21 protein-coding genes and 1 pseudogene are annotated in these 26,265 nt (G+C 72.8%); 7 read left to right on the top strand and 15 right to left on the bottom strand.

The features are described 5' to 3' along the window. Positions 1-145 precede the first annotated feature (145 nt). Positions 146-1,460, bottom strand: a pseudogene (locus tag E3Z34_RS20405) (IS110 family RNA-guided transposase). Positions 1,461-1,988: 528 nt separating this feature from the next. Between E3Z34_RS20405 and E3Z34_RS00940 the strand changes: the two are divergent. After that, positions 1,989-3,263, top strand: a complete 1,275-nt coding sequence (locus tag E3Z34_RS00940; RefSeq protein WP_134772101.1) for an ISL3 family transposase — start codon at positions 1,989-1,991, stop codon at positions 3,261-3,263. Between the two features lie 216 nt (positions 3,264-3,479). Then, positions 3,480-5,093, top strand: a complete 1,614-nt coding sequence (locus E3Z34_RS00935; protein ID WP_134772100.1) for a hypothetical protein — start codon at positions 3,480-3,482, stop codon at positions 5,091-5,093. Between the two features lie 177 nt (positions 5,094-5,270). On the opposite strand, the gene E3Z34_RS00930 is transcribed toward E3Z34_RS00935, so the two are convergent. After that, positions 5,271-6,902 (bottom strand): IS1634 family transposase, encoded by a 1,632-nt coding sequence (locus E3Z34_RS00930; protein WP_134772099.1) that lies wholly within the window; start codon positions 6,900-6,902, stop codon positions 5,271-5,273. A gap of 262 nt (positions 6,903-7,164) precedes the next feature. Between E3Z34_RS00930 and E3Z34_RS00925 the strand changes: the two genes are divergently transcribed. The 4 genes from E3Z34_RS00925 (at position 7,165) to E3Z34_RS00910 (ending at position 9,660) form a co-directional block, all read left to right on the top strand. Next, positions 7,165-7,362, top strand: a complete 198-nt coding sequence (locus E3Z34_RS00925) for a hypothetical protein (protein ID WP_134772098.1) — start codon at positions 7,165-7,167, stop codon at positions 7,360-7,362. Further along, positions 7,346-7,684 carry a type II toxin-antitoxin system PemK/MazF family toxin gene (locus E3Z34_RS00920; RefSeq protein ID WP_134772097.1) on the top strand — a complete coding sequence of 113 codons (339 nt, stop codon included), beginning with the start codon at positions 7,346-7,348 and terminating at the stop codon, positions 7,682-7,684. Before E3Z34_RS00925 ends, E3Z34_RS00920 begins: the two co-directional genes overlap by 17 nt. Before the next feature lie 415 nt (positions 7,685-8,099). After that, the gene (locus E3Z34_RS18060) at positions 8,100-8,456 is read left to right on the top strand and encodes a YciI family protein (RefSeq protein ID WP_134772096.1); all 357 of its coding nucleotides are present in this window, start codon (positions 8,100-8,102) and stop codon (positions 8,454-8,456) included. A gap of 10 nt (positions 8,457-8,466) precedes the next feature. Beyond that, positions 8,467-9,660, top strand: coding sequence for an RNA polymerase sigma factor (locus tag E3Z34_RS00910; RefSeq protein WP_202976993.1), 1,194 nt, complete (start codon positions 8,467-8,469; stop codon positions 9,658-9,660). Positions 9,661-10,005: 345 nt separating this feature from the next. Here E3Z34_RS00910 and E3Z34_RS00905 read toward each other — a convergent pair whose 3' ends face one another. Beyond that, positions 10,006-11,214 (bottom strand): ATP-binding protein, encoded by a 1,209-nt coding sequence (locus E3Z34_RS00905; RefSeq protein WP_134772095.1) that lies wholly within the window; start codon positions 11,212-11,214, stop codon positions 10,006-10,008. Positions 11,215-11,311: 97 nt separating this feature from the next. Here E3Z34_RS00905 and E3Z34_RS00900 point away from each other — a divergent pair, with 97 nt between their 5' ends. Next, positions 11,312-11,617 (top strand): hypothetical protein, encoded by a 306-nt coding sequence (locus E3Z34_RS00900; protein WP_134772094.1) that lies wholly within the window; start codon positions 11,312-11,314, stop codon positions 11,615-11,617. Positions 11,618-11,709: 92 nt separating this feature from the next. On the opposite strand, the gene E3Z34_RS17555 is transcribed toward E3Z34_RS00900, so the two are convergent. From E3Z34_RS17555 to E3Z34_RS00845, 12 genes are all read right to left on the bottom strand, one after another. Then, positions 11,710-12,120: a hypothetical protein gene (locus tag E3Z34_RS17555; protein ID WP_158288566.1), complete on the bottom strand. Its 411-nt coding sequence runs from the start codon at positions 12,118-12,120 to the stop codon at positions 11,710-11,712. Then, a complete protein-coding gene (locus tag E3Z34_RS00895; RefSeq protein ID WP_134772093.1) occupies positions 12,117-13,448 on the bottom strand; it encodes a hypothetical protein in 1,332 nt (443 codons plus the stop codon). The genes E3Z34_RS17555 and E3Z34_RS00895 overlap by 4 nt, the downstream gene beginning before the upstream one ends. Before the next feature lie 27 nt (positions 13,449-13,475). Then, a complete protein-coding gene (locus tag E3Z34_RS00890; RefSeq protein WP_134772092.1) occupies positions 13,476-14,549 on the bottom strand; it encodes a hypothetical protein in 1,074 nt (357 codons plus the stop codon). 76 nt (positions 14,550-14,625) lie between these two features. Next, positions 14,626-14,907, bottom strand: a complete 282-nt coding sequence (locus E3Z34_RS00885; protein ID WP_134772091.1) for a WXG100 family type VII secretion target — start codon at positions 14,905-14,907, stop codon at positions 14,626-14,628. A 170-nt stretch (positions 14,908-15,077) separates the two neighbouring features. After that, the gene (locus tag E3Z34_RS19330; RefSeq protein ID WP_134772090.1) at positions 15,078-19,748 is read right to left on the bottom strand and encodes an FtsK/SpoIIIE domain-containing protein; all 4,671 of its coding nucleotides are present in this window, start codon (positions 19,746-19,748) and stop codon (positions 15,078-15,080) included. A 4-nt stretch (positions 19,749-19,752) separates the two neighbouring features. Next, on the bottom strand, positions 19,753-22,659 hold the full coding sequence (locus E3Z34_RS00875) for a LysM peptidoglycan-binding domain-containing protein (protein WP_134772089.1): 2,907 nt from the start codon (positions 22,657-22,659) through the stop codon (positions 19,753-19,755). Positions 22,660-22,696: 37 nt separating this feature from the next. After that, complete coding sequence (locus E3Z34_RS00870) at positions 22,697-23,659, bottom strand: hypothetical protein (protein ID WP_134772088.1); 963 nt, start codon at positions 23,657-23,659, stop codon at positions 22,697-22,699. 23 nt (positions 23,660-23,682) lie between these two features. After that, positions 23,683-24,474, bottom strand: coding sequence for a hypothetical protein (locus tag E3Z34_RS00865; protein WP_134772087.1), 792 nt, complete (start codon positions 24,472-24,474; stop codon positions 23,683-23,685). Beyond that, positions 24,437-24,934, bottom strand: coding sequence for a Tad domain-containing protein (locus tag E3Z34_RS00860; RefSeq protein WP_134772086.1), 498 nt, complete (start codon positions 24,932-24,934; stop codon positions 24,437-24,439). The genes E3Z34_RS00865 and E3Z34_RS00860 overlap by 38 nt, the downstream gene beginning before the upstream one ends. Next, the gene (locus E3Z34_RS00855; protein WP_134772085.1) at positions 24,931-25,377 is read right to left on the bottom strand and encodes a TadE/TadG family type IV pilus assembly protein; all 447 of its coding nucleotides are present in this window, start codon (positions 25,375-25,377) and stop codon (positions 24,931-24,933) included. The genes E3Z34_RS00860 and E3Z34_RS00855 overlap by 4 nt, the downstream gene beginning before the upstream one ends. 72 nt (positions 25,378-25,449) lie before the next feature. Next, the gene (locus E3Z34_RS00850; protein ID WP_134772084.1) at positions 25,450-25,947 is read right to left on the bottom strand and encodes a TadE family protein; all 498 of its coding nucleotides are present in this window, start codon (positions 25,945-25,947) and stop codon (positions 25,450-25,452) included. Beyond that, positions 25,947-26,156 (bottom strand): hypothetical protein, encoded by a 210-nt coding sequence (locus tag E3Z34_RS00845; RefSeq protein WP_134772083.1) that lies wholly within the window; start codon positions 26,154-26,156, stop codon positions 25,947-25,949. Before E3Z34_RS00845 ends, E3Z34_RS00850 begins: the two co-directional genes overlap by 1 nt. Positions 26,157-26,265: the final 109 nt, after the last annotated feature.

Below are 26,265 nucleotides of genomic sequence, written 5' to 3'. Positions count from 1 at the left end.
TAGTCGGGAATCATCTTGACGCAGCCTACCCCACTGAACGCTAAGAGCGCCTACGTTCGGCCCCTCTCCGTTCGATGCAACGTTCCGAAGGACATAGGCGCGATCCAGAGCTGCCCGCCCGCGTCATTCCGGCTCCCTTCTGTTGTCAAGGGGTCGGGATCGGCTCTTTGGAGTGTGCGTCGACGTTTGTCGCCGTCAAGGTCGTTCGTCCGGTGGGGCGCTGCATCTTGACGGCTCCGGCACGTCGGCGCGGGTGCTGAGGAGCCGGTCCCGGACGGGGCTGGGCAGGGGTCGCGATGAGCGGTAGCGTCGTGGGTGCGGGTCCGGGAAGTGGCTGATCCGAAGTGCCGGTGTGCGGGTGTGAGCCGGCCGCGCTGGATAGCAAAGACGCCCCGCGGTGCCCTCCCGGACCCGCCTCGAGGTGTTCGTTGCCCACGCCTTGGGCGTCGGCGACCAACTGACGGTAGATGGCATCAGAGATGCGGCGCTTGAGGCAGCGCAGTGCTTCCATCGGCTTCTTGCCCTCGGCTCGCTTGCGCCGGTAGTAAGCCCGGCCGTCGGTGTCCAGGCGGAGATGGGTGACCGCGCCGATGTGGATCATATGGTTCATCCGACGGTTCCCGGCCCGGGAGAGGCGGTGGCGGTTCTGTTCTCCGGAGGAGGCATCTAGGGGTGCGGTGCCGGTCCAGGACGCGAACTGACGCCGGTCGGCGAAGCGGGCGATGTCCCCGACATCGGCCAGGATCCGCGCGGCTACCACGGGCCCGACGCCGTGCAGGTCCATCAGGTGAGAGTCCCGGGCCAAGACCAAGGTCTTGAGCTCGGCGGTGGCCTTCCTGACCTTGGCCTCAACAGCTACCAGCTCGGCCAACTCCTCGGCCGCGATGCGGCGACAGGTCTTGCCGGCGATGTCCCGTGGACGCACCGAGGCCAGCAGCTGTTTAGCCTGTGCCTGTGGTGATGTCCTTCTTGGCCTGTCCGGGAAGCAGCTCGGCCAGCAGCGCCTGCAGCCGGTTGACGCTGGCAACGCGCCTGCGGGTGAGTGCCTCGCGCCGGTCGGCCAGCATCCGCAGTGCCTCCAGTTCGCCGTCGACCTTCAACACCCGCAACCCTTGAGTGCGGACCCCCGCGACGATCGCGATGGAGTGCGCATCCAAGGCGTCCGTCTTACGGTTTTGCTCGGTGTCAAAGAGCCGGACCCGTGCGGCGAGCTTGGCCGGTACATCCACGACGTTCTCGCCGGCCTCGAGCAACCGTTGCGCCAGTGGATGGCCAGCACCGTTGGCGCCCTCCACCGCCCAGAGGCGCTCGGGCCACGACCTCGCGTAGAGGCGCATCGCCGCGTACCCAGTCTGGTCGGTGCTGAACCGGCCCGCGCCGAGCAACTGCTCGTTCTGGTCGACAACCTCGACGGTTGCCGACAGTTTGTGGGGGTCAACCCCGATGATGACCTGTCCCATGTTCTTCATCCCAACCTGACGCTCGTACCGATGTGGACGGCGAGGTGGGCAGTGCTACTACGAGCAGGGCAGTCCCTTCTTGAGCCACGCCTCGTCAGCAGTGCCCGACGGGCAGCAGACCGAAAGTGAGCCACACCCCCATAGCAGCGAGGGTGTGGGCAGCCCCAAAGAGAGCGCCCCGCCGAGCACCTGCATCGAGTCTTGCCAGACACCGACCCTGCGTCCAGTGTCTAGTAGCCGCGAGCGGACGCGAAGTCGGGCGGCGTGGCGTCGTTGGGGTCAGTGCCTCGTCGCGCTGCCGGTGGGCGTCGACAGTGGCCCTACAGGGTCGCCGCAACACCCGACTGGGACCGTGACGCCGTCACCCTCCGCCAGCGGCACCCGGTGAAAGATCGAGGCTAACGATCGCCGCGGGTCGGACCTTTCAGGGCTCTTCGAGGTTGAGCGTGGTGGGGCTCTGATGTGAGGGCTCGTGGCCCTGCGCCAGCATGGGTGTTGTCAAGGCATCCAGGTGGGAGGACCACGAGCTTGTTCAAGCCTACGCATGACGCTGATGCGGCGTCGATCTTGTTCAACCTGCCCGGCTACCGCGTGCTGTCAGCGGTGCGCGGTCCGGACGGTCGTGAGGTGCTCGTCGAGACGGTCGCCGACGAGGGCGCCTGTCCAGAGTGCGGGGTGGTCTCGTCCCGGGTGCAGGCCCGGCCGGTGCAGACCGTCAAGGATGTCCAGTGCGGCGGAGAACCAGTGCTGGCGCGGGTCCGCAAACGCCGCTACGTCTGCACCGAGGAGATGTGTCGCCGGCGCACGTTCACCGAGGTCACCGACCAGCTCCCGGCCCGGGCCAGGCTGACCACCAGGTTGGCTGCACGGGTGATCGCCCAGCTGCGGGCCGAACCGCGGGCCGTCTCGGCGGTGGCGACCGAGCACGACCTGTCCTGGCCCACCGTGATGAACCTGCTCACCGGCACGGTCGACCTGGCCGGGCCGGACCCGCGCCGCCTGGTGCGCCGCCTCGGTGTCGATGAACACCGGTTCCGCCGGGTCCGGTACGTCCGCGAGGAGGACGGGTCGGTCCGCAGGGTCGAGCCGTGGTCGGTGATGCTGACCGACCTGGACACCGGCGCCATCCTCGACGTCGTCGACGGTCCCCGCGGCAAGGCGGTCAAGGCCTGGCTGCTGGCCCGGCCGCGGTGGTGGCGCCGCCGCATCGAGTACGTCGCGATCGACATGTCGGCCGAGTTCCGGGCCGCAATCCGCACGGTCCTGCCGTGGGCACGGATCAGCGTGGATCACTGGCACGTGGTCCGCCTGGCGAACGAGATGGTCACCACCGTGCGTCGCCGCCGCGCCTGGGAGGCCTGGGGCCGGCGCGGGCGAGCGATCGACAAGCCCTGGCGCTACCGACTGCTGCTGCTGGCCGCCGGCGACCGCCTCACCACCCGACAGCGCGAGCGGCTGGGAGAGGTGCTCGAGGCCGATGTCGAACTCGCGGTCGCCTGGGGCATCAAGGAACACGTGCGCCAGCTGCTCACCGCCACCGACACCGACTCCTTCCACCGGCACTGGTCCGCGCTGACCAAGGCCGTGCGGGCCACTCGACTGCCGGAGCCGGTCCGGCTGTACAAGACGCTGTGCGCCTGGCGGCGCGAGCTGCTCACGTTCTGCCGGACCCGGATCACGAACGCCCGTACCGAAGCGGCGAACCTCAACGCGAAATCGTTCAAGCGAGCCGGACGGGGGTACCGCAACCACGACAACTACCGATGCCGCATCATGGCCTACACGTCGACTCCAGCGGCGTGAACACCCAGCACCACGCTGAAGTTAGAAGAGCCCCTTTCAGTCTACGCGATGTGGATGGGGTGCGACTAGGTGGATGGGCAGGTTGGTGTTACCCCCCTGGGAATCGCCCGGAAGCCGCCGTACTGTGCCAGCGAAAGTCGGGAGGACTGTCGCCCACGTCCTGGTACGGGCATCATTGGTGTACCGGCGAGCGGCGGACCACCGAGGGGCGGCGAGATGACAGCGGCAGAGGAGCAGATAACGGCGGAGGTTGCCGCCGGCCACTCTTGGGTGGATCTGGCGGATCTTCCGTTAGCTGACCGGATCGTGTCGGCGGAATTTCTCGACCACCTACTTAGCCCTGACGGCGGGCTGGGTCGCATAGTGGCTCTTCATCTGAAGGCGGCACGAGTTGTAGGAACTCTCGATCTCAGTTTTCGACGGATCGAGACTGCGTTGGATCTGCGCGAGTGTGACTTCGAGCAGGTCCCGCGGTTTGGACGTACGACCATCCCAGCTTTGGATGTTGTCGATTGCCACATGCCTGGACTGTGGGCGAACGCCCTCAAGGTCGAGGGCTCCCTGTGCCTGGACCGCTCGGTGTTCGAGGGGCCGATCTCCCTCATCGGGTGCGAGATCGGTGACGACCTAATCCTGAATGACGCGACGGCGACGACATGGCAAGACAACCCCGTCGTCTCCCTCTACGGGGCGAAGATCGGATGCAACCTGTCTCTTTCGGACGTGACTTTTCGCGGGCTTCTCCGGCTGGCACAGGCCACCGTGGGAGCGACCGTGCTGCTGGACCGAGCGCGCCTCTCGGGACCGGAATCCCTCAAGGGTGCTCTACGCCCCGCGTTGGACGCAACGGGGCTCAGCGTCGGAGGGCAGTTGGATATCCGTGGCGCCACAGTGCAGGGCGAGATGCTGCTCTCAGACATTTCAGTCGGCCGTGTGGTGGACCTGTCCGGCACCAAGATCGACAACAGCTTGGGCGACGCTGTCACCCTCGACGGCTCGCGCGTCCGTGGAGACGTGTTGCTTGCCGGTGCCACGCTCGCTGGCACTACCCGCCTTGTGGGGGCCGATATCGCTGGCTCAGTGCACGTGAGCGATGCCCACCTTTGGTCCGCCCAGGGCGAGTCACTGATCATGGATGGCGCCACAGTGCATGGCGTCCTTTCTCTGCACCGGACGCACGTGGGGGCAATTCGGCTGTTCCAGACGCACGTCACTGGTCTAGATGACGACCTCGGCGGAGGTGAGGACGGGCTGGGGAGCTGGTCCTCGGCGCATCCCCTGGACCTGCGTGGATTCACCTTCCAGCAACTCAACGACGAGCCTGAGAGCTCTGTCGCATTGCGTGAGAGGTGGTTGCGTGGAACCGCGTCCTACGATCCTGCGATCTGGCGCACCCTGTCTAGGGTCTATGCGTCGTCCGGACAGGACGCGCTGGCCAGACGAGTCAACATGGCCCAGGAAGATGACCGACTGGCGCGCATGCCACGGGGACCTCGCAAGTTTGGACGGTGGTCCCTGCGACTGCTAATCGGCCACGGGTACCGCCCGGAACGATCATTCATATGGGGCGCCCTTGTCGTGGCGGCATTCACCCTGCTGGTATCGCTGCGATCCCAAGAGCTCACGCCAAAGCCTCCGACATCACGCGACGCACAACCGCTCATCTACGCCACGGATGTATTCCTGCCCATCATCGACTTCGGCGAGGCCAGTCGCTTCGAGGCAGTCGGAGCCGTCCTGGTTGTCCAGTGGGTAGTCATCGCCCTGGGATGGGCCCTCTCCTCGCTGTTTGTCGCGGCCTTTAGCCAGACCGTGCGTAAACCCTCCTGACGCCTCAGACGAATGAGCCGAGTGGTACGGCCCTTGTCTCCGCGATCGCCTTTGAGCAGATGCTCGGGCGTGGGCTAGACAGCTAGGGCGCCGGAGCCCGAAACGCGTGGGCGCGGGGTGGCCAGGAGGGCGCGTCAAACCGCCGCCTGAGTTTGGTCATTTCGTTAGTGCGTGACCTCACCGGTGATGGAGGGCGTCGAGGAGGGCCTGCTTGTCGGCGGGGATCTGGGGCGGGAAGGTCTGCCGGCTGGCGTTGATCGCGATGGTGGCCGAGCGCAGCGGCCGGAGCTGGCGGATCACGTTGCGGATGGCCAGGCCGGTTCGGTTCTGGATCTCGCGTGAGATGGCCAGGGCGGTGAAGACGATGGTCAGGTGGGCCTCGATCGCGTCGCGTTTTCTGGCGAACAGTGGGCGGGCGCGAAGGTCTGTCTTGGACATCCGGAAGGAGGTCTCGACCTGCCAGAGGTCGTGGTAGGAGGAGATGACCTCGCGGGCGGGCATGATGCTGGCCGGGATGTTGGTGACATAGCCCTTCAGACCGACCAGGCGGCGGGCCCTGGCCAGGGCCGCCTCGTCCAGCCTGGGGGCGCCCTGGCCCTTCTTCACGAACCGCGGGGTGCGGGCGGCTTTCTCGCCGGCGACGACGGCTTTGGCCTTGTTCTCCTGGAGGGTCAGGGTCTTCGTATCCCGGGCAGCCCGTTTGGCCGAGTAGGCCCACACGGCCCGCCAGGAGACCTCGTGCTCGGCGGGGTCCCACACCGGCTCGGCCCGCTTCTTGACGTCGTTAACGGCCCGAGCGCGCGTGGTGGACACCCGCGGGGTGATGGTGTCGATGACCTGGCCATCGGTGAACGCATCGCCGTGCCAGCGGAAGTGGGAGGCCAGGTCGATCGGTGCCTTGGTCATCCTCGAGCCGACGATGAACCGCAGGTTGGCCGCGTCCAGTTCTTTGAGGTTGTCCGCAGAGAGCATCCCGGCGTCGGCGACGACGACCATGTCGGCCACGGAGTGCCGGGCCTGGAAGGCCTTGACGATCGGCACGATCGTGGCCGTTTCTGCCTTGTCTCCCTCGAAGCAGCCGATCTCCAGCGGGAACCCACCCCGGTCGACCAGCAGGCCGACCACGATCTGTGGGTCCACCCTGCGTTCCTTGGAGTAGCCGACCTTGCGCAGGTCGTCCTCCTTCTCGGCCTCGAAGTACAGGGTCGTGACGTCGTACATGATCAGCGAGACGTCCCCGGTGCTGACCGCGTGCTCGAAGCAGGCCCCGGCGACCAGGTCGCGGTACCCGCGTTCCTGCGCGCGGGCCAGGGTGCGCCCCATCGTCTTGTAGCTCGCCGCTTCTTGGCCCAGGTCGCCCAGCACCCGCGCGACATCCAGCAGCGAGGTCGGCTCCACCACCCGGGCGATCACCAGATCGGCGAACACCTCATCACCGACCACGTCGAACCCCAGCTGGGCGTACACCGCGGTCAGAGCCTCGAAGAGCACCCGGCTGTCCGTGCCGACCACCCGGCCAGAAGCATCCCGGACCTTCGGCGACGCTGGGGCGGGCGTGTCGAACAGCGCCGGTTCAGGAGCCGGTCGCACCAGCGACGCCGCCACCGGCGCTGGTTCCACGTCCAGCTCCAGAGTGCCCTGCGCAGGGTTCTCGAGTAGCTCCCGGGCCCGGGCCAGCAGCACCCCAAGCTCGGCCTCGGTGTGCGCAGACCCAAGGTGCTTGACGATCCGCTGCCGCCCCTGGGCGTACTCGGCGATCTGCACGGCCGTCGCCCCCGACTTGGTCGGCACCCGCCTGATGAACGCCACACCAGGAGGCTAGACGCATCCGATTAGTGCGTGAAACACCACCACCCGAAACACAACACCGCAGGTCAGCAGCCCGAGGCCCTGCGAGGACGCACTACCTGTCCAAACTCAGGCCGGAGCCCGAAACGCGTGGGCGCGGGGTGGCCAGGAGGGCGCGTCAAACCGCCGCGATCCGGGCGCTTCTGCTCGATGGCGTCGTGATCGCCGCTGGCCGGCGAGCCGCCGTGTAGACGGAATCATCTACGCGGCGTAACGTCGCCGTATGGCCGAGACGACGACGATACGCATCAGCCGGGACACCCACGCCCGGGTCACCCGCTTGGCGGCCGAGCGCCACGAGACGATCGATGAGTTGGTGAGCAGCGCTCTGCGAGCGCTGCGCCAAGACGGCATGGGCCACGACCTGTCCGAAGAGCTCACAGAGGATGAGACGGCCTGGCTCGATGCTGACGCCGGGTGACGTCGTCGAGCTCGATCTCGGCACTCCGGCCGGTAGCGAGGCGGGGCTACATCGTCTCGCGGTCGTCGTCACTGCCGCACGGGTGCTGGTGGGTGGACCGAACGTCGTGCAGGTAGTGCCGCTGACCCGCACCATCCGGGCCAGCAGCACCGAAGTGGTCATCGACCCAGATCACGGCAACCGTCTTGCAGAGCGTTCCTCGGCGCAGTGCCAGCACGTGCGATCTGTGGCCACCACGCGTATTCAGCACCGCATCGGAAATGTCGGCCCTGTAGTACTCGGCGAGGTCCGAGAGACCCTCGCGCTGCTGCTGGACCTCTAACGACCCTCGGCGCGGGCCCTCGACGAGAGTCCAGCGCATCGACATAGCCCCTTCCGCCGCGACGTCCTGCCCGCCAGTAGGGTCGGGACGCCATCGGTCGACCAGTCGTTAGAGTCATGCCTGTCCTTACCCGGGCACATCGCAACCAGAGCCTTGTGACGTCGAAGAGAGCCCGACCGGATGACCGACACGTGGCCAGCCTCAACGAGATGGTGCGTGACATCAACCGGGAGCGCGCCGACGACCACGCAGCTCCGTGGTTCGATCCCGCCGACGGCGGCGCGGACGCCGACGTGCTCCTGCTCCTCGAGTGCCCGGGGTGAGGTTGTCGGATCGGTGACGGGCCGTTCGTCGACCTGTCGGACCCGCCCATTCCGGCCGGCGGGTCGACCTACGACAGGAGAAGGTGCTCTCTATGAAGTACTTGATGCTCGTCTGCCAAGACGTCGACGACTCCCCTGCGCCGCCCACGCAGGCCGACCGCGACGGTGCGCCCGACGTGGGCCGGTGGTGGCAGGAAGTGAATGATGCCGGCAAGTACGTCATAGGAGACCGGCTGCGCCCGGCCGCCGAGGCCATGACGGTGCGGGTGCGAGGGGGCGAGATGCTGGTGACCCAGGGGCCGTTCACCGAGGCCAGCGAGGTGGTGGCCGGGTTCGACGTCCTGGAGTGCGCCTCGATGCAGGAGGCCGTCGACGTCGCCTCGGGGCACGCGATGGCCCACGCCGGCGTCATCGAGATCCGGGCGATGTGGCCCTTCGACGGGGAGTAGAGGGCACGCGGTGAGCGCGCGCCCGGAGTCCTCGCTCGAGGCGGCGGTCCAGGCGCAGTGGTCGGTCATCGTCGCCAGCCTGCTGCGCACGACCGGTGACTGGGACCTGGCAGAGGACTGCGCGCAGGACGCGACCGAGCGGGCGCTGCTGACGTGGCCTCGCGACGGGGTCCCGGACAACCCCGCCGCCTGGCTGACGTCGGTGGCCCGGCGACGCGCCCTGGACCTGCTGCGCCGGCGGAGCATCGAGTCCAGGGCGCTGCAGGCGTGGACGGCCATGACCGAGGACACTGCTCCCACGTTCGACGCCGGTGGGGGGTACGCCGACGACCGGCTGCGACTGCTGTTCACGTGCTGCCACCCCGATCTGAGCATGCGTGACCGGGTGGCGCTGACGCTGCGGAGCGTGTGCGGCCTGTCCACCCGGGACGTGGCGCACCTCATGCTGGTCAGCGAGCCCACCATGAGCCAGCGGCTCCGGCGGGTGCGCAAGCAGATCGTGCAGCAGGGGCTGGCCATGACCGTCCCCCCGGCGGACCAGGTGCAGGACCGGGTCGCCGCGGTGCTCGCCGTCATCTACCTGCTCTTCACCGAGGGATACTCCGTGACCGACGGCACCGGACTGCGCGACGAGCTGGCCGAGGAGGCGCTCACCTTGGCGCAGCTGGTCACGTGGCTACTCCCAGGGCACGGGGAGGCGCACGCCCTGCGGGCCCTGGTCCTGCTCCAGCACGCCCGCCGGCCGACCAGGACGACGCCCGACGGCACCCTGGTGCCGCTGGACGAGCAGGACCGTACCCGCTGGGACACAGCGTTGCTGGCCGCGGGTATGGAGTCGCTGCGCCTGGCACGCGAGGCACCGGACTCCACGGACGGGTTCGTCGGCGTCTACCGACCGCAGGCAGGGATCGTCGCCTGGTACGACCTGCTTCTGGACGCCACCGCCTCACCCGTCGTGGCCATGAACCGCGCCGTGGCCGTCGGCATGCGCGACGTCCCCCACTCCGGCCTGGTCGCCCTCGAGGAGGCGGTGGACCACCACGGCCTGCACGACGTCCCGGAGGTGCCTGCGATCCGCGCTGACCTGTTGCGCCGGGCCGGGGACCGGGCGGCTGCTCACGAGGCCTACCGGGCCGCGCACGAGGTGGCCCGCACCGAGGCCGTGCGCGCCTACCTGCGACGCCGCATCGCCGAGCTGAGCTGAGCTGACGACGGACCATGGCGGACTTGTGATGGCGAAGTTCATGCTGCTCATCCACGGCGACCCCGAGGCCTGGGCGGACATGTCCCCCGGGCCGGGCGCCGTGCGACACATCCCCCGCAGCACCGAGGAGACCCAATCTTGCAGTATGCAGTGCTGATCTACGACGTCGACTCCGCTCACTCACCCGGCTCGACCGCCAAGACCTCACCTGAGGTCGCCACCTGCGACGACCACGCCCAGGCCCTGGCCTCCACCGCGGTCATGACGGCCGCATGGGCCTTCACCCCTCGGGACATGGCCATCTCGATCCGCGCCGGGAGCATCACCCCCGGCCCGCGGCACCGCTCACGCCTGCGAGCGAAGGTACCTCCCGAAGTGCGGCACGGTGAAGGCGATCCGGCCGCGCTCGCCGGAGTAGATCAGCCCCTTCTTGAGCAGGGCGTCGCGGGCCGGGGACAGCGACTGGGGCTTGCGGCCCAGGTGGGTGGCGATGTCGGCGGTGGCCACCGACTCCACCTCGTCCAGCTCCTCGCCGGCCTCCAGCCGCTGGGCGGCGAGGTCGGCCATGGCGCGGAGGTACTCCCGCTCCCCCGGCGTGGCCCGCTCGTAGCGGGAGCCGAAGAAGCCCACGGCCAGCTCGTTCTCCGCCGCGGGTGACCCCACCGCGACGTCCTCGGCGGTGATCGGGGAGGCGGGCGCCAGGTCCCAGACCTCCTTGCCGTAGGCCTGGATGAAGTAGGGGTAGCCGCCGGTCGCGGCATACATGGCCGCCAGGGCGTCGTCGGCCCACTCGGCGTCCTCGTCCTCGGCCGGCAGCTGGAGGGCGCGGGCGGCCTCCTCCCGGGAGAGACGGTCGATGCGGCTGTAGCGGAAGAGGCGCTCGGAGTAGGACTTGCTCGCCGACAGCACCGCCGGCAGGTGCGGCAGGCCGGCGCCGACGACGATGAGCGGCAGCGCGGTCTGCGACAGCTCGTGACAGGCGGCGCAGATGGCGGAGACGTCCTGCGGTTGCAGGTCCTGCATCTCGTCGACGAAGACGGCCACGCCCTTGCCGACGTCGGCCGCCAGCCCCCCGACGTCGGAGAAGAGCTCGACGAGGTCGATCTCGATGTCGCCGGAGTCGGCCCGGCCGGTGACGGCCGGCGCGTCGATGCCGGGGTTCCACCGGTCGCGGAGCTTGGCGTCCGGCTGGTCCTTCTGGGCGAAGGCCTTGATGACCCCCAGCACGTGGTCCACCTCGCTGCCCTGCGGGTGCCCCAGCTCGCGCACCGCGACGTGCAGGGCGGCGGCCATCGGGCGGCGCATGCCCTGCTCGGGTCGCGCCTCGTACTTCCCCGTCCCCCACCGGGACCGCACGGCCGTCGAGCGAAGGGCGTTGAGCAGCACCGTCTTGCCCACACCGCGCAGCCCGGTGAGGATCATCGAGCGCTCCGGACGGCCGCGCTGGATGCGCTCGAGCACCACCGAGAAGCGGTCGAGCTGCTCGTCGCGGCCAGCGAGCTCGGGCGGGCGCTGGCCGGCGCCGGGGGCGTAGGGGTTCCTGATCGGGTCCACGCTGGGACTGTATGCGGCTCTCTAGCCTGATCGTGAGAGGCGCGCAGAGAGGGCGAGCCGGGTGGGCGGACCGCGTGGGGGCTGCCAGACTGGGGCCATGACCGACCCCGCCCGGCTGCGCGCCCAGGCCGAGGACCTGCGCGACGCCGCCCGCACCCTGCGCACGAAGGCGCCGCAGCTCGACGACGACACGCACGGCGTGCTCACCCACTACCCGCACACCAGCGACGGGGTGTGGTGGGGCCAGGCGGCCGACGATTTCTACACGCTCGTCCAGGGCGTCCGGACCTCGCTGCGCGAGCTCGCCGGGGACGTGGAGGGGTATGCCGCGCGCTGCGACACCCGCGCCACCGAGCTGGAGGACGAGGCGGACCGGCTGGAGCGGGAGCAGGCGGCGGGCTGAGCCCGGCGGGAGCAGGCGGCGGATCGGCTGGAACGGGACAGTCGGCGGGCTGAGCCCCGGCGAGACCTCCCCGGCTCCCCGCCGCGGTGGCCTCACCCGAGTTGCGGGCGTCCGTCCTTGCGCAGCGACCCGAAGCGCTGCTCCCGCTCGCGCAGGAGCCACCGGGGGGTCAGGGCCCTCGTGAGGGCCGCGGGCCGGTTAAGAGCGAGCGCGACGAGCGCGAGCAGGAGCAGGGCCATGACCCCCAGGGCGGCCACGTGCAGGCCGCTCAGCCCGCCGTCCGCCGCGGGGTCGGTGAGCACCAGCGCCGCCGCCGGCAGGCCGAGCAGCCCGAGCCACAGCGACCCCGCCATCCGGTGGCCCTCCGGGTCACCGGTCATGGCCCGGCGCAGCGGTGCCCAGGTGCCGGTGTAGGCGAGCACGCCTCCCACGACGAACCCGACCAGGACCAGGGCGGTCACAGCGGCGGCGGCCAGCTCCATACCCGACATCTCCGTGCTCATGACGCCTCCTCCTCCGGCGGACCGGACCACGTCCGCGCCGGGTCGACGACCAGCCGCACCAGCTCGTCGAGCAGTGCGGCAGCGGGCATGGCGTGCAGCGCGAGCGTGCCGTCCTCCTCGGCCGCGCCCAGCTGGTAGACCCCCCGGTCGGCGGCATCCACCACGGCCGTCCCGGCCGATGCCCCCGTGGGCACGTCGTGCGCGCGCAGCGTCCACAGCGCCCCGATCCGGGACCACACCTGCTGCAGCTGCGGACTCGCGCTCCCGGGTGCACGCGTGCGCGGGTCCTGCACCCGGCCGGTCAGCAGCTCGCGGGGCACCCGGTCGTCGACGGCGAGCGACCACGCCGGCCCGGCCCCCAGCCAGGAGGCGAGCGTCCCGAGCGCACCGACGGTGGACAGGTCCATGACGTGGACGCGGGTCGGCACCTGCTGCAGGACCCGCCCGTGCGGGTCGGTGCCCACCCACTGGGAGACCCCGTCGGTGCACACGACCACGCTGTCCCCGCCCCGCCGGTAGAGGGTGAACGACAGGGGCAGCAGGCCGACGGCGGCCTCCACCTGCAGGACCCGGTCGGCCTCCCGGACGATCGTCCGCAGCCGCCGCCCCGCCTCGGTGGGCCCCTCGGCCGTGGCCAGCCCGACGTCGGCCAGCTCGGCGGTCAGGGGGAGGCCCTGCCCGTCACCGGTGAGGAAGGCCACCGCGGGCTCCCGGTCGAGGGTGACGCCGCCGGGACGGAAGCGCTGCTCGCCGAGGACGCCGGAGAGGTCCTCGAGGTTCTCACCGAGCTCGACCAGGTCGTGGTCCCGGCGGGGCTCGGCCGGGCCCGGGCCGAGGCGGGCGCGCCGCCACCGACGCTCGTAGGGGAGCTCCTCGGCCGGCTCGTCGGCCCAGCGCACCTCGCGGACCACCGCCTCCATCAGCTCCCGGGTGCTGCTCCAGCGCTCCACGTCGACCGTGGCCGTCATCGTCACCACCCGGGCGCGACGCGCCAGCACCCACGAGACGACGACCAGCTGCTCGCCCCCCACCCAGGACAGCCGGGTCAGCCGCCGGCCGGAGGGCCACACGTCGTAGGCCGCGACGTGCGTGTCCGCGTCGGTGAGGACCAGGGCCAGCGCCTCGGTCCCCGCCCGGTGCGGCGTCAGCGGCGGCGCGCTCTCCACGGCGGTGACGGTGAGGTTGGGACGGAAGCCGCGCTCGGGGCCCCACGGCTCCGGCGCGATCACCACGACAGAGCCATCGCCCGCCGGCACCGTGCCGACCTCCCACCCGTCCGGGACGGGCAGGGTGAGGTCGAGGTCGCTGAGGGTCACATCACGGGTCATGGTGGGTCCCAGTCTGGCATCCGGCGGTCAGCCGAAGAGGGAGCTCCAGACCCGCTCGGCGCCCTCCCGCAGGCCACGGCCGACGGCCTTGCCCGCCTTGCTGCCGACGAACCCACCGATCGCGCCCCCGAGAACCCCTCCGACCACCGCGCCCACGCCCGTGCCCAGGCCCGGGACGACGGACCCGATGGTCGCGCCGAAGGCCGCCCCCACCTTGGCGCCCGCGATCCCGCCGGCGACCGCTCCCCCGCCCTCCGTGGCGACGTTCCACCCGGTGGAGGCCACCCGCTGGCCGGTGGAGTACTCCGGGTGGTAGCGCTGGTCGTGCTCCCACTGCGAGGCGCCGGCGTCGTAGAGCGAGAGCGCGGTCCCGACGACGACCAGGCCCCGACCGGTGTGCCGCGCCCAGGCCGGCGGTCGGCCGACGGTGGGGTCAGGCACGAGCTGGCGCCCCACCGGGTGGACCGCGTCGTCCGAGAGCTGGAGGATCCGGGGCGTCACCGCGTCGACCACCGCCCGGCGGTCGACGCTCTCGGCCCAGGAGGCGGGGACGAGCAGCCCGTTGCGGGTCACCCAGCGCTGACCGCCGACCACCTCGCCCCCACGGACCTCCACCCGGTCCGCCAGCTCCACGAGGGCGCTGATCTCGCCGAGGGCGCGGGTCGCGGCCGGCCCGGTGCGGGGCATGTGCACCTGCCAGTTGCGGTAGCGCTCGAGCAGCGCCTCCCCCGTGCCCAGCACCCCGGCCCCGAACTCGTCGGAGCGCAGGATCCGGTCGACGTTCTCCCCCAGGGTCCGGTCCCCGGACCACCCGAGGTTGCCGGGGTCGGGGAGCCAGTAGCCGGCGGTGAGGAGCTCGCGCAGCGGACGGACGTCGTCGACGTAGCGCAGCGCGTGCTCGCGGGCCGCCCCGGCCGCGGCCGCCAGGTCAGCCGCGGCGCCGGCGACCCGGCGGCGGGCGGACGGGGCACCGGGCACCAGGTGGTCGACCCGGTCGAGGGCCGCCTGGAGGTCCTCTCCGACCCCGGTGGCCGTCCCGGAGGCCACGAGGGTGGCCGCGGACATCGCGAGCACACCGTCGGGGTCGATGCGGACGGTCATGGGGCTCCCGCCTCGAGGGGTGATGCCGCAGGCCGGGTCGCGCTGGTGCGCGACCCGGCCCGGCGGTGGGGGTGGATCAGATCCGGTCGGGCTCGCCGGTCGCCTCGGCGAGCTGGTTGTGCTGGATCTGGATGTCGCGCTTGGCGTCCTCCAGGGCCTCGACCAGACGCGGGGTCAGGGTGGGCTTGAAGTCCGACCACTGGCCGCGGAACTTCTCCGAGTTAGCGCCGGTCCAGATGGTGTTCTCGAGCGAGCTGTCGATGTCACCCGCGATGCGGGTGATGTCTGTGGCAGCGTTGCCCAGGGTCGTGTAGAGCGTGTTGAGAGTGCTGAGCTCTCCTCCGACGGCACCAGCCATGATTGTGTCCTTTCCGAGGGTTGATCGATGGTGGACCGCACCCCCCACATCACCCTCGGCGGTGCGATCTGCGGACCACCCTAGGCACGCGCCGGCGCCCCTGTCCACCGGTGGGCAGGCAACATCGGGCCATCGTGCCGTCTGGCACCTTGCTGCCTCTCCGGCGCCGGTCAGTCGGGCCAGATCACCTGCACCCGCTCGGGCTGGCCGCCCGAGACGAGGTAGCCGGCCCCCGGGGGCAGGCTCTGGCCGAAGACGGAGCGCGGCAGCCTGGTCCCGAAGAGGTCGGACTCCTGGCTGCTCTGGGGGCTGAGGAGCACCCCGCTGCCCGACTTCTTGAGCACCGAGGCCGGCCCCCGGTAGTGCGACTGCAGGTCACCGGGGGTGCCCGCACCGACGAGCATCTTCGGCCGGTCCCGCATCCCGTCCAGGGCCTTGACCAGCGCGTCGGCGAGCCAACCGTCGGCGCCGACCAGCTCGAGGTCGTCGACCACGACGAGCAGCGGGTCCTCCCCGGAGACCAGCTCGGCGAGCGCGGCCGTGGTCGCGGCCTGGTCGCTGGCGAGGTCCCACGGGCCGTGCACACCGGCCGTGCCGGCGAGGTCGCGCAGCGGGCTGGTGCGGGGGGTGACCACACCGACCTGCCAGCCCCTGGCGAGGGCCTCGACGGCGAGCTGGCGCAGCACCGTCGAGCGGCCTGTGCGCCGCCCGCCGGTGATGAGCAGCCCGGGGCCGTGCTGGAGCGCGTCGAGGTGGCGCACCCCCAGCGTGTCGCCCCCGACCGCCACCGGCAGCGAGGTCTCCGGCACGAGCACCCCCTCGGCCCGCTCGCGCTCGGCCATGGCGGCCGCGGTCGCGGCGTCGACCCGCACGGGCAGCACGTCGACGTGGAAGGGTCGCTGCGTGCGGGGCAGGTCGGCATGGCGCTCCTGGGCGGCCCGGGCGAGCTCCTGCAGCGCCCGCACCTGGGCGGTGCCGGCGGGGTCCTCGGCCAGGAGCGCGACCTGGGTCTCGCGCAGCCCGTCGGCCCGGAAGCCGCGCCCCTCCACCATCGACTCCGGCACCTTCTTGCGGTGCATCCCGATGATGGTGAAGTCGTCGGGGTCGGTCATCCTCAGCATGAGCTTGTCGTCCAGCAGCGTGCCCAGCCGCCCGACCGTGAGCGTGCGGTCGCCGGTCGCGACGACCCGGACCCCCACGGCGCCGCCCTCCTGGAGCAGCTGGTGGAAGGCCTGCACCAACCGGCCGCCGTCGAGCGCGTCGTAGACCTGGAAGAACCCCTCCCACCGGTCGAGGAGCACCAGCACGTAGGGCAGCCGGTCCTCGGGCGGCACCGCCGCCCGCTGCTCGGTCACGTCGGCGAAGCCGGCCTCGGCCAGGGCGGCCTGGCGGGCGCTGACCAGGCTGCGCAACCGGCTGAGCAACCGGTCCATGCGGTCCGTCTGATCGCGGGAGACGACCGCCCCGACGTGCGGCAGCGCCACCAGCGGCAGCAGGGCGTTGTTGCCGCAGTCGATGCCGTAGACGTGCACGTCGGCCGGGGAGACGTCCCTGGCCACCGCCCCGGCGAGCTCGCGCAGGACGGTCGAGCGCCCGGAACGGGCACCGCCGATGACGGCCAGGTGCGAGCCGGTGGCCAGGTCGAAGGAGGCGACGTCGCGCCGCTGCTGGGCGGGCACGTCGACCAGGCCCAGCGGCAGCCGCAGCGACTCGGCGTCGGGGCGGGCGTCGGGGAACTGCTCCAGGAGCTGGTCCAGGGTGAGGACCTCCGGCAGCGGCGGCAGCCACGGGCTGGGCGGGGCGACCACCCCGGTGGCCTCGCTCGCCCCGCGGCAGGCCAGCACCAGGCTGGCCAGGTCCGTCGGCACGGTGGCGTCCTCCTCGCCGGCCTCGGCGCGCGGGGGGGCGACCCCCAGCTCGGCGAACGGCATACCCCGCAGCCCCACCTGCGCGGTGCGTCCCTCCCCGCGGGGACGCCCGCCGACCCGGGAGGACTGGAAGAGGGCCAGGCTGCTGTGCCCCAGGCGCGCGTAGGCCCGGCCGGGGGCCGACTTGGCGATCCGGGCGGCCTCCTGGGACTCGATGACGTCCTGGGAGTCGTTGCCGTCGGTGACCCGCAGGGCGATCCGCAGGTTGGTGTTGGACTTGATCTCCGCGCTGACCACGCCGGCCGGCCGCTGGGTGGCCAGGATGAGGTGGACGCCGAGGGAGCGGCCGCGTCGGGCGATGTCGACCAGCCCGGTGACGAAGTCGGGGAGCTCGGCGACGAGGGCGGCGAACTCGTCGATGACGATGAGCAGGCGCGGCATGGGCTCGTCGTCCGGGGACCTGGCCGCGAGGTAGTCCTCGATGTCCTTGGCGTCGGCGGCCGCCAGCTGGTGCTCCCGCCGGCGCAGCTCGGCGCCCAGCGACTCCAGGGCCCGCCCCGTGAGGTGGCCGTCCAGGTCGGTCACCATGCCCACGGTATGGGGCAGCCGGTTGCAGTCCTTGAAGGCGGCCCCGCCCTTGTAGTCGACCAGGACGAAGGTCATCTCGTCGGGGCGGTTGTGCACCGCGAGGGAGGCGATGATCGTCTGGAGCAGCTCGGACTTGCCGGAGCCGGTGGTGCCGGCGACCAGACCGTGAGGGCCGTCGCGGACCAGGTCGACGGCGAACGGTCCGTCGGCGCCCTCGCCGATGACGGCCTGGGTGGTGCGCCCCACCTGCTCCCAGCGCTGCTGGACGGCGGCGGGGGTGGGCGGGTCGAGGCGAAGGACGTCGAGGAGCCGGCTGGAGCCCGGCACGGAGGCCTGCGCGTCGGGGGCCGAGACGTCCCGGACCGGGGCGACGGCCCGGGCGACCCGCTCGGCCCACGCCGGGCCGACCAGGTCGGGCCGCACGCCCTCGATGACGCTCTGCTGGGTCTGGCGGACCGTCATCAGCGGCTCGGAGGCCTGGACCACGGCGCGGCACTCCTCCGGGAGCAGCCGCTCGTCGTCGTCGAGGCACAGGAAGGTGATGCCGACCCCCGGGCCCTGCTGGAGCAGGGCGACCATGCCCGGCAGCAGCCGCAGCCGGCGGGACCCGTCGAGCACGACGAGCAGCGGCGGGAAGGCGTCGCCCGACCCGGCGAAGGAGCGGTTGGCCAGGGCCTGGGTGCGGGCCTCGAGGATGCCGACCAGCTCGGCGATCCGGGCGGCGGTGGACTCCTCGTCGACCCCGACCTGCGCCAGCTCGGCGTCCCCCTCGTCCGAGCGCAGGTGCGGCAGCCACCGGGCCCAGTGCCAGTCGGCCTCCCCCTCGGGGGAGGTGAGCAGGGTCATCCGCAGGTCGACCGGCGAGTGGAGGACGGCGAGCTGGGCCACGACCCAGCGGGCGGTGGCGCGGCGGGTCGGGCCGGCGACCCCGGTGACCCCGGCGGCGGCCAGGTCGACGGTGACGGGGACGTCGGGGACGGTCCACACCAGGTCGCCCTCGTGGTCCTCCCGGAGGGAGGTCTTGACCGTGACCCCGGAGGCCTGGTCCGCGGTGCCGAACCGGGCCATCAGCCAGTCGGGGTCGTGGCGGCGACGCTCCCAGAGCCGCGACCGGGGACCGATGGCGGTCATGAGGATCTCGCCGGGGTCCGCGAAGTCACGCCGCCGGGCGGCCCGCTCGTCCCGCAGCCCCTCCAGGGCCGCCTGCTGCACCTTCCGGGTGCGGCGGGTCCACTCGGCGAAGTCCGCCCGGTAGCGGCGACCCTCGTTGGAGCGCATCATCATCCAGTTCGTCAGCGCCATGAGGGGGGTGAGGGCGATGAAGATGAGGACGGTCGGCCGCTGGGTGATGGCGTACATCGCCAGCCCAGCCACGGCGGGCAGGAAGATCATCGGCCAGGGGATCTGCTGGCCGGTCGACCGCTGGGGCTCCCGGGGCAGGGTGAAGTCGGTCTCCCGGGCCGCCGGCAGCAGCCGGGGCGGCCGGTTGTAGTCCAGGGTGGCCCCCTGGGGGCTGGGCGACAGGGACGCGTCCGGGGGGCTCGGGACGGTCAGCTCGAGCAGGCAGGGCCCCACGACGAGGGCCTGCCCCGGCTCCCAGACCGAGCCGGGCACGAGCTCCTCCCGGTCCAGGTGCAGCAGCGGCGCGGGCTCCTCCGGGCTGGCGGTCCGCGTGCCGGGCGGCAGCTCGGCGTAGGTGCTCTCCCCCACGCGGCGCTGCTGGAGCTCCCCCTCGGCGTCCAGGACGATCGGGCCGGGCAGGGGCCGGTGCCGCCAGACGGGCTGCTGCCGGACGCCGAGCAGCTCCTCCTCCGGGTGCAGCTCGACCCGGCCGTCGGGCCGCACCCGCAGCAGGAGGCAGGACCCCGGCAGCCCGACGGGCGGGAGCGCCACCGAGGCCTGGGGGTCGGTCCCGACCACGTGGTCGCCGACGCCCAGCCGGGTGACGAGGCCGGCGCCGGGGCCGGAGGACACGCGGACCTCGACCAGACCGACGGGCTCGGCGAGCAGGTCGGCGAGGGGGCCGCCCACCCCCACCAGGCTGCCGTGGCGCACCGGGCTGGCGACGAGCGGCTGGGCCGGGTCCAGCCGCTCGTCGCCCAGGTAGAGGTCGGGGGCCGCGGCGGGGGGGTCGGCCGGGGCGGCGGCTCCAGGTGCGCCAGGTGCGCCGGGGGACGCCGTGGCGCCGTTGCCGCCAGGCCCCGCCGGGACGCTGCCCACGAGGCGGAGCTGCGCCCTCGACGGTGTCGTCGTGTCGAGCCGGCGGCCCAGGGCGGCGGCGAGGTCGCCGACGGTCGCGTCGTCCTCGGTGTCGACGACGAGGTCCTGGGGTGCGGCCGCGGCTCCCGGGGCGGTGCGCGCGACCGCCGTGATCAGCAGCCGCACCCGCTCATCCGAGCTCGCGGGCGTCGGGGGCGAGGTGCTGGACGAGCGCGAGCGTCTCGGGCTCGAACCCGTCGGGGCGCACGGCCTGCTGCAGCTCGGCCACCACCGCACCGACGCTGCCAGGGTCCCGGCCGCCGGTGAGCCGGAGCAGGTCGCGCCACAGCGCCTGCGAGCGCGGGACGAGCGTCAGCCCGGAGCGCAGCGTGCCCTCGGCCCGCGCGGGGTCCCCGGCGGAGGCGTGGGCGGCGGCGGCTCGCCGCGCGGTCGCGGTGATGACCACCCGGGCGTCGCGGGCGGCCTGGTGGAAGGCGAGCCAGCGGTAGCGCTGGGCGGGGAGGCCCGAGAAGGCCTCGCCGCGGGCCAGCGCGAGCAGCTCGCTCACCCCGTGGGGGTCGTCCCCGCGACGGGCGAGCGCCGTCAGCTCCAACCAGTCGACGTGGACGGCGGGGTGCAGCCGCCAGCGACCCGTCCCGTCCTGGGCCAGCAGCGGGGTGCCGTCCTCGGCGGTGCCCAGCCACTGGACCGCGGCGGCCAGGGTCGAGGCGACCACGTCGTCCTCAACCCCGCGGGGCCACAGCGAGACGCGCAGCACGGAGTCGTGCACGCCCTCCGGGTGCAGCGCCACGACGGTGACCAGCTCGGTGAGCAGCTCCTCCCGGGCGGGGTTGAGGTGCCCGGGGGCCTGGACGAGGACGGGGCCCAGGAGCCCGACGTGGACCAGCGCGCGGTCCCGGCCGAGCATGGCCCCGGCGGCGCGCACGTGCTCGCTCCCCTCCGCGGGCAGCGTCCCGACGGCCCCGGCCGGGTCGAGGACGGAGGCGAGCTCGGTGGCCGCCACGGAGTCCGCGGTCGCCTGCCGCACCCAGCCCGCGACCGTGGCCAGGTCGTCGTGCCGGAGCCGGCGGGCGGTGCCGGACAGCCCGAGGACCCCGAGGTCGAGCCCGCCGTGGCCGTCGACCGCGAAGCGCCAGCGGGCGGCGAGGGTCTGCCCGACGCACAGCGCGGCGAGCCCGTTGCGGCCGCCGGCGAGCAGGCGGGTCAGGCGCTGGGCCTGCTCGGGGGTGGGGCTGCCGGAGAGGACGACGACGTGGGGCTGCAGGTCGCGGCCGGACCCCTGGGCCCGTCCCGCCAGCACGCCGTCGACCCCGAGGCCGCGCAGGAGCTGGGCGTGCCCCTCGGCGTCCTGCTGGGCCGCGTCGAGAGCCTCCTCGATCGTACGCACGTGCCGGACCCGACCGGGGGCGAGGTCGGCGAGCGCCTCCTGGCCGGCGAAGCCGACCAGGGTGACCTTCACCCCGTCCGACCAGGGGTGGGTGACCAGGTCGACCACCGTCGACAGCGCCACCTCGCGTGCGACGTCGAGGTCCCCGCCGATGCTCACGAGGCCGGGTGCGAACTCCAGGTCGACGAGCAGGTCGAAGCCGTGGGAGACGGCCACGTTGACCAGGCCCGGCCACGGCGCGGAGGCGGTCGAGGTGAGACCGGCCACGTCGGCCGCGCGCAGCACCCAGACCCGTCCCTCCTCGGCGGACTGCCACGGCGCGGGCGGCGGGCCGTGGTCGGCCCCGGCAAGGTGGACGATGACCTGCTCGTCGTTGACGTAGATGGCCGACGGGTCGGGCAGCGGCAGGTGCTGGGAGGACCGCCCCTCCGCGAGCAGCCGCAGCGAGAGGTCGAGCAGGGCGGCCCGGCCCGGGGTCCCCGCGAGGCGCAGCGCGTGCTCCTGGACCGACGGGTCGCCGTAGGGCCCACGGCGGCTGGACAGCGCCAGCGCCAGACCGGCGAGCACCATGCCGCCGCCGAGCGTGAGCTCGCCCAGGTCGACCTGCTCCGCCGCGCCGGTCCCGGCCTCGACCTGGGGAGCGTCGGCGCCGTCGGTGACGGTCGCGTCGGTGGCACCGGTGGCGGTGGAGGCACCCGCACCGAGCACCCCCGCGGTCGCGCCCCCGGCCGACCCCGCCTCGGTGGCGACGTCGGCGGTGCGCTCGGCGGCCTGCTGCATACCCTGACCCGCGGTGTCCTGCGGCGTGGCCGCGACGGGCACGTGGGCCCGGACGCTCGTGATGTCCGGGCCGGAGGCGTCGGCCGGCATGACGAGCTGCCAGCCGGGCTGGATCAGGTCGGCGTCCACGAGCCGGCGCCCGTCGGGCTGCACCCGGTCCTGGTTGAGCGCGAAGATCTCCTTGTAGCGGAAGGGGTCGCCCAGCGCGCGGTCCGCGATGTCCCACAGGGTGTCGTAGTGGCGGCCCTGGGGCGGCTTGACCTCGTAGAACTTGGTCACCGTGGCCTCGGACCGGGCGCTCACGGCTCCCTCGGCGGCGTCCTGCACCAGCCCGCCGGTGGCGAGGCCGGCCCGCTCGAGACCCGCCCCCCTGTCGCCGGGGGTCGCAACACCGGTGCCGGCGTGGTCGCCGGCCGTCGCGGTGCTCACCACGGCGGCGACGGGCGCGCCCGTCTGGCCGGGCGCCTGGCCGGTCAGGGTGGCGCTGCCGGCGAGCAGCAGGATGCCGGCGACGAGACGGCGGGCGAGCAGCTGAGACCCCAGGCCGCCGGGCACGAGCGAGGGCAGACGCCCCGCCCGGGCGGCGCGCCACTCCGCGACGAGGCACACGACGAAGTGCGCCCAGACGATCCACACCAGGACCGCCACCAGGTTGATGAGCGCCTCGGAGGTGATCGATGCGGTCAGCCAATCGGCGCTGGGTGCCGAGCTCGGCAGCGGGTTGCCGACGAAGCGGAGGAGGGCGGCGGGCACCCCCACGAGGAGCAGGAGCGTGCCCAGCAGCCAGAGCAGGCCCTGGCCGACCGAACGCTCCTCACCTGCCGGCCGGGGGAGGTGGTCGGCCGCCGTGCGGGGACGGTATGCGGTGCCGCCGCCCGGACGGGGACGCTGCGGTGCTGCGGTGCTCATGGGTGGTTCCTCTCCCCCTCGTCGGCGGCCGCCCGGCTCAGGGCCGGACCAGCGCCTGGACCTCGTTGACCTGCACCATGGCGGGAGCGCCCTTGGAGAACTCGTGGAACGGCTGCCAGGTGCCGCCGATGCGCACGTCGATCTGCCACTTGGCGTAGATCTCCGCCTCGAAGTGGTCGTCCTCCAGCGCCAGGCTCGACTGCTCGTAGGCGTGCCAGCAGGCGTCGGGCACGCTCCGGGGGGTGTCGTCGGCGTCGACCTGCACCCCGGACCCGGGGCAGGTGATCGCGGGCCCGTCGGGACCCTCGGGGTAGACCATGATCTCGGTGATCCGGCCCCGCATCTCCACCCCGGGCGCCGCGAGGCTGACGGACACCTCGTCGTCGCCGTAGTTGAAGAACGCCACGTCGTCGTTGACCCACGGGACCGGCGAGGGGGAGGCCACGAGCACCGGGGCGGGGACGTTGCCGCGGTGGACGAAGCGCTCGACGAAGGCCTGCTGGTTGGGCGTGAGGAAGGTCAGCTCGGGGTCGCCGTCGGCGAAGGGCCAGATACCGACCTCGAAGTGGAGGCCGTCGGGGCCGATCTCGAAGGTCTCGGGGTCGATGCCGCGCAGGCACCGGTGCCAGTACCACGCCGTGCCCTCGCCGTGGACGAGGTTGATGTCCTTGAGCTCCTCGTCGCTGAGGCGCTCGTCCCAGCACTCGGGCAGGGGGTCACCGCCGAGGATCTCCTCGATGGTGACGCCGCTGAAGGCGTTGGCCCGCACGCACACGCCCCCGATCGAGTTCGGCGAGGCGATGAAGGAGCACGCGCTCCCGCCGCCGGTCTGCATGGTCTTCACCTTGACCGCGCCCCCGGTGCCCCAGGTGATGCCCTCCCCGGGCCGCACGGGCGGGTCGTTGAGACCGGCCTGGGCCGGCAGCGCGGTCGCCAGCGACAGCCCGGCGGCGGCCAGCACCGCGGCCGACCGGCGGCGGGAGCGTGCGGTCGTGGTCATCGTCGGGTCCTCCCCAGGTCGCGTCACCATGCCCGTGCCTCCACGGTCACCGTCGAGCAGTCGTAGGCCCCGGCCCAGATGGCCTCGACGAGCCACCCCTCCGTGGCCGGGTCCGTCACGAGAGCGTACTCGATCGGGGTGACGGTCTGCCCCGTCACGCCCTCGGTCCCCAGCGCGAAGCCCGAGGAGACGATGCAGCCCTGCACCGAGGCGGTGCCGTCCTCCGGCCCGTCGGCGACGTCCAGGAGGGTGAAGGGCAGCGGGCCGGGGTAACGCTTGCCGAACTCCTCCCCGAGGTAGTCCAGGAGAGCGTCATACCCCTCCGGGGCGACGAGCGCCACGAACTCCGGACGCTGCGGGTCACCGGCGGTCGCGGCCCGGGCGAACTCCTCGTTGAAGGTGCGGACGGCGGCCACGCGCGGGTCGTCGGCGAACGCCTCCTCCGCGTCGCGCGGGGGCAGCCGGCCGGGCTCCTCGGTGAAGGTCGCCCACACCTCCGGCTCGTCCTCGGACGCCCCGGTGGCGGCGGACGACTCCTCCGCGGCCCCCTCGTCGGCCGACGACTCCTCGGCGGCGTCCTCGCTCGCCGCGGGGGCGCTCGGGGTGGGGGTCGCCGTCTGGGACGGCAGAGCCACCGGACCGGAGACCGGGTCGTCCGAGGCCGCGGACCCGCCGCCGCAGGCGGCGAGCAGCAGCGTGGGGACCAGCAGGGCACCGGCCCGGGTCAGCAGGCGGTGCCGGACCGGTCCGGCGCCGGACAGGCTGCTCACCACCGGCTCAGGGCTGCTCGGGCGGCGCGACGGGGTCGGGCGCAAGGAGGTCTCCTTCGACGGGTTCTGCGCGGCCCTCGCCGGCAGCGGACAGGGTGCGGACGCCCACCATCCCCAGCAGGGTCGCGGGGATCTGGGTCTCGACCCGCACCACGACCACGAGGGGGCGGGGCGGGCCGGTCGGGGCGGGCTCGAAGCCGGTGATCGCGCAGGAGCGCACGCGGGGCTGGCTGAGGACGCGGTCGCAGTACTCACCGACCAGGGTGGTGGCTTCGGCCCGGTCCAGCGCGACCGGCAGGGCGGGCTCGACCGCCTGCGCCCCCGCACGGGCGGCCTCCTCGGCGTAGGCGACCGCCTGGCTGCGGGCGTTGAGCTGCCGCGAGGCGTCGATGACCAGCCCGGCGATGAGCAGCAGGGAGAGCGCCATGACGGGGATCATCGGCATGATCGAGCCGCGGTCCCCGCCGGACCGGAGAGCGCGCACGAGCCGGTCGACGCCCGTCACGGGGTCACCGCCCGGCGCAGGTCGATGACCGAGGAGAAGGTCGAGCTCGGGCTCAGCGACCCGGCGGCCCCGGGCAGCCCGATGTCGGACAGGGAGTAGGTGCAGGTGGCCCGGACGGTGAGCGTGCCCCCCGGCTCGAACCGGCCGGAGATGGTCAGCGCGGCGCTCTCGGCGCAGCCGTCGACCGGGTCGGTGTTCTCCCGCAGCACGGCCATCGCCCGGACCCGGGCGTCGTCCAGGGAGCGCGCCTGGGTGGCGACCCGGGCGGCGTCGCGTGCCCCGGCCTCGAGGTGGCCGTTGGCCCAGGCGACCCGCCCGTAGGTCCACGCCAGCGCCAGCATGAGCAGCACGATCGGCGCCGCGAACGCGAACTCCAGCGCGACCGACCCGCGCTCGCCGCAGCGCGCGCGCAGCCGACGGCGCAGGGTGCTGGGGCGGATCACCGGGTGCTCCTCTCCGGACGGGGCGGGGTATGACGTGGGCGGGGGTGACGCGGTCTGGTGCGGTGGGGGGTGTCAGGGCGAGAGCTCGGGCTCCAGGAACCGTTCGACGGTGCCCGAGGCGTCGGCCGAGGCGGTGAGCCGCAGCCCGGGGACGAGGGTGATGACCCGGCCGGTGACGGTGACGCTGACCCGGGCGGTGCCGTCGCCCTGCTCCTCGTAGGTGCTGGTGGCCTGCGGCTCGACCAGGCCGGCCCCGCCGACGCTGGCCGCGAAGCGCTCGGTGCGCTGCAGCGCCGGACCCTGCAGGTCGGCATACTGCCCGGCGTCCTCGGCCAGCCGCAGCTGGGAGACGCCCTCGCGGGCGGCGTGGGTGGCGGCGGTCCGGCCGTAGAAGAAGAAGGCCGCCTGCAGGCTGAAGAAGATGAGGGCCAGCAGGGCGGGGGCCACGATGGCCAGCTCGAGCGCGGCGCTGCCGCGCTCCCGTCCCACCCCGCGTCCGACGACCCCACGGCCCACGACCCGGCGCCGGGCGCGGTGCCCGCCTGCACCCCGGGGGGTGCGGCGGGTCATCAGCAGGTGCCGCCCGGGCCCACCCCGCCGCAGCGGGTGACCTCGGCCGCGCGGGTGTCGATGACGTTCCACACGGCGGCGCCGATGAGCGCGGCCGCCGCGACGACGACGGCGGCGATGAGGGCCCACTCCAGCGCGGAGGCACCCCGGTCCTTACGGGCCAGCAGTTCGGACTGGACGCGGAACAGGTACCACTTCATCGACTTCATGAGTTCATCCCCTCGGGTGTCAGACGCCGGCACGGATTCCCTCCCGTGACCGACCGAGGATCGATGCTGCCACAGGATCGCCCGGCGGGCCAATCATCCGCGGCCCGGT

The organism is Ornithinimicrobium flavum, assembly GCF_004526345.1.
In the GTDB taxonomy this organism is placed as follows: domain Bacteria; phylum Actinomycetota; class Actinomycetes; order Actinomycetales; family Dermatophilaceae; genus Ornithinicoccus; species Ornithinicoccus flavus.
Note: the sequence above shows the minus strand (reverse complement) of the source record. Positions and strands in the feature narration are given on the sequence as shown.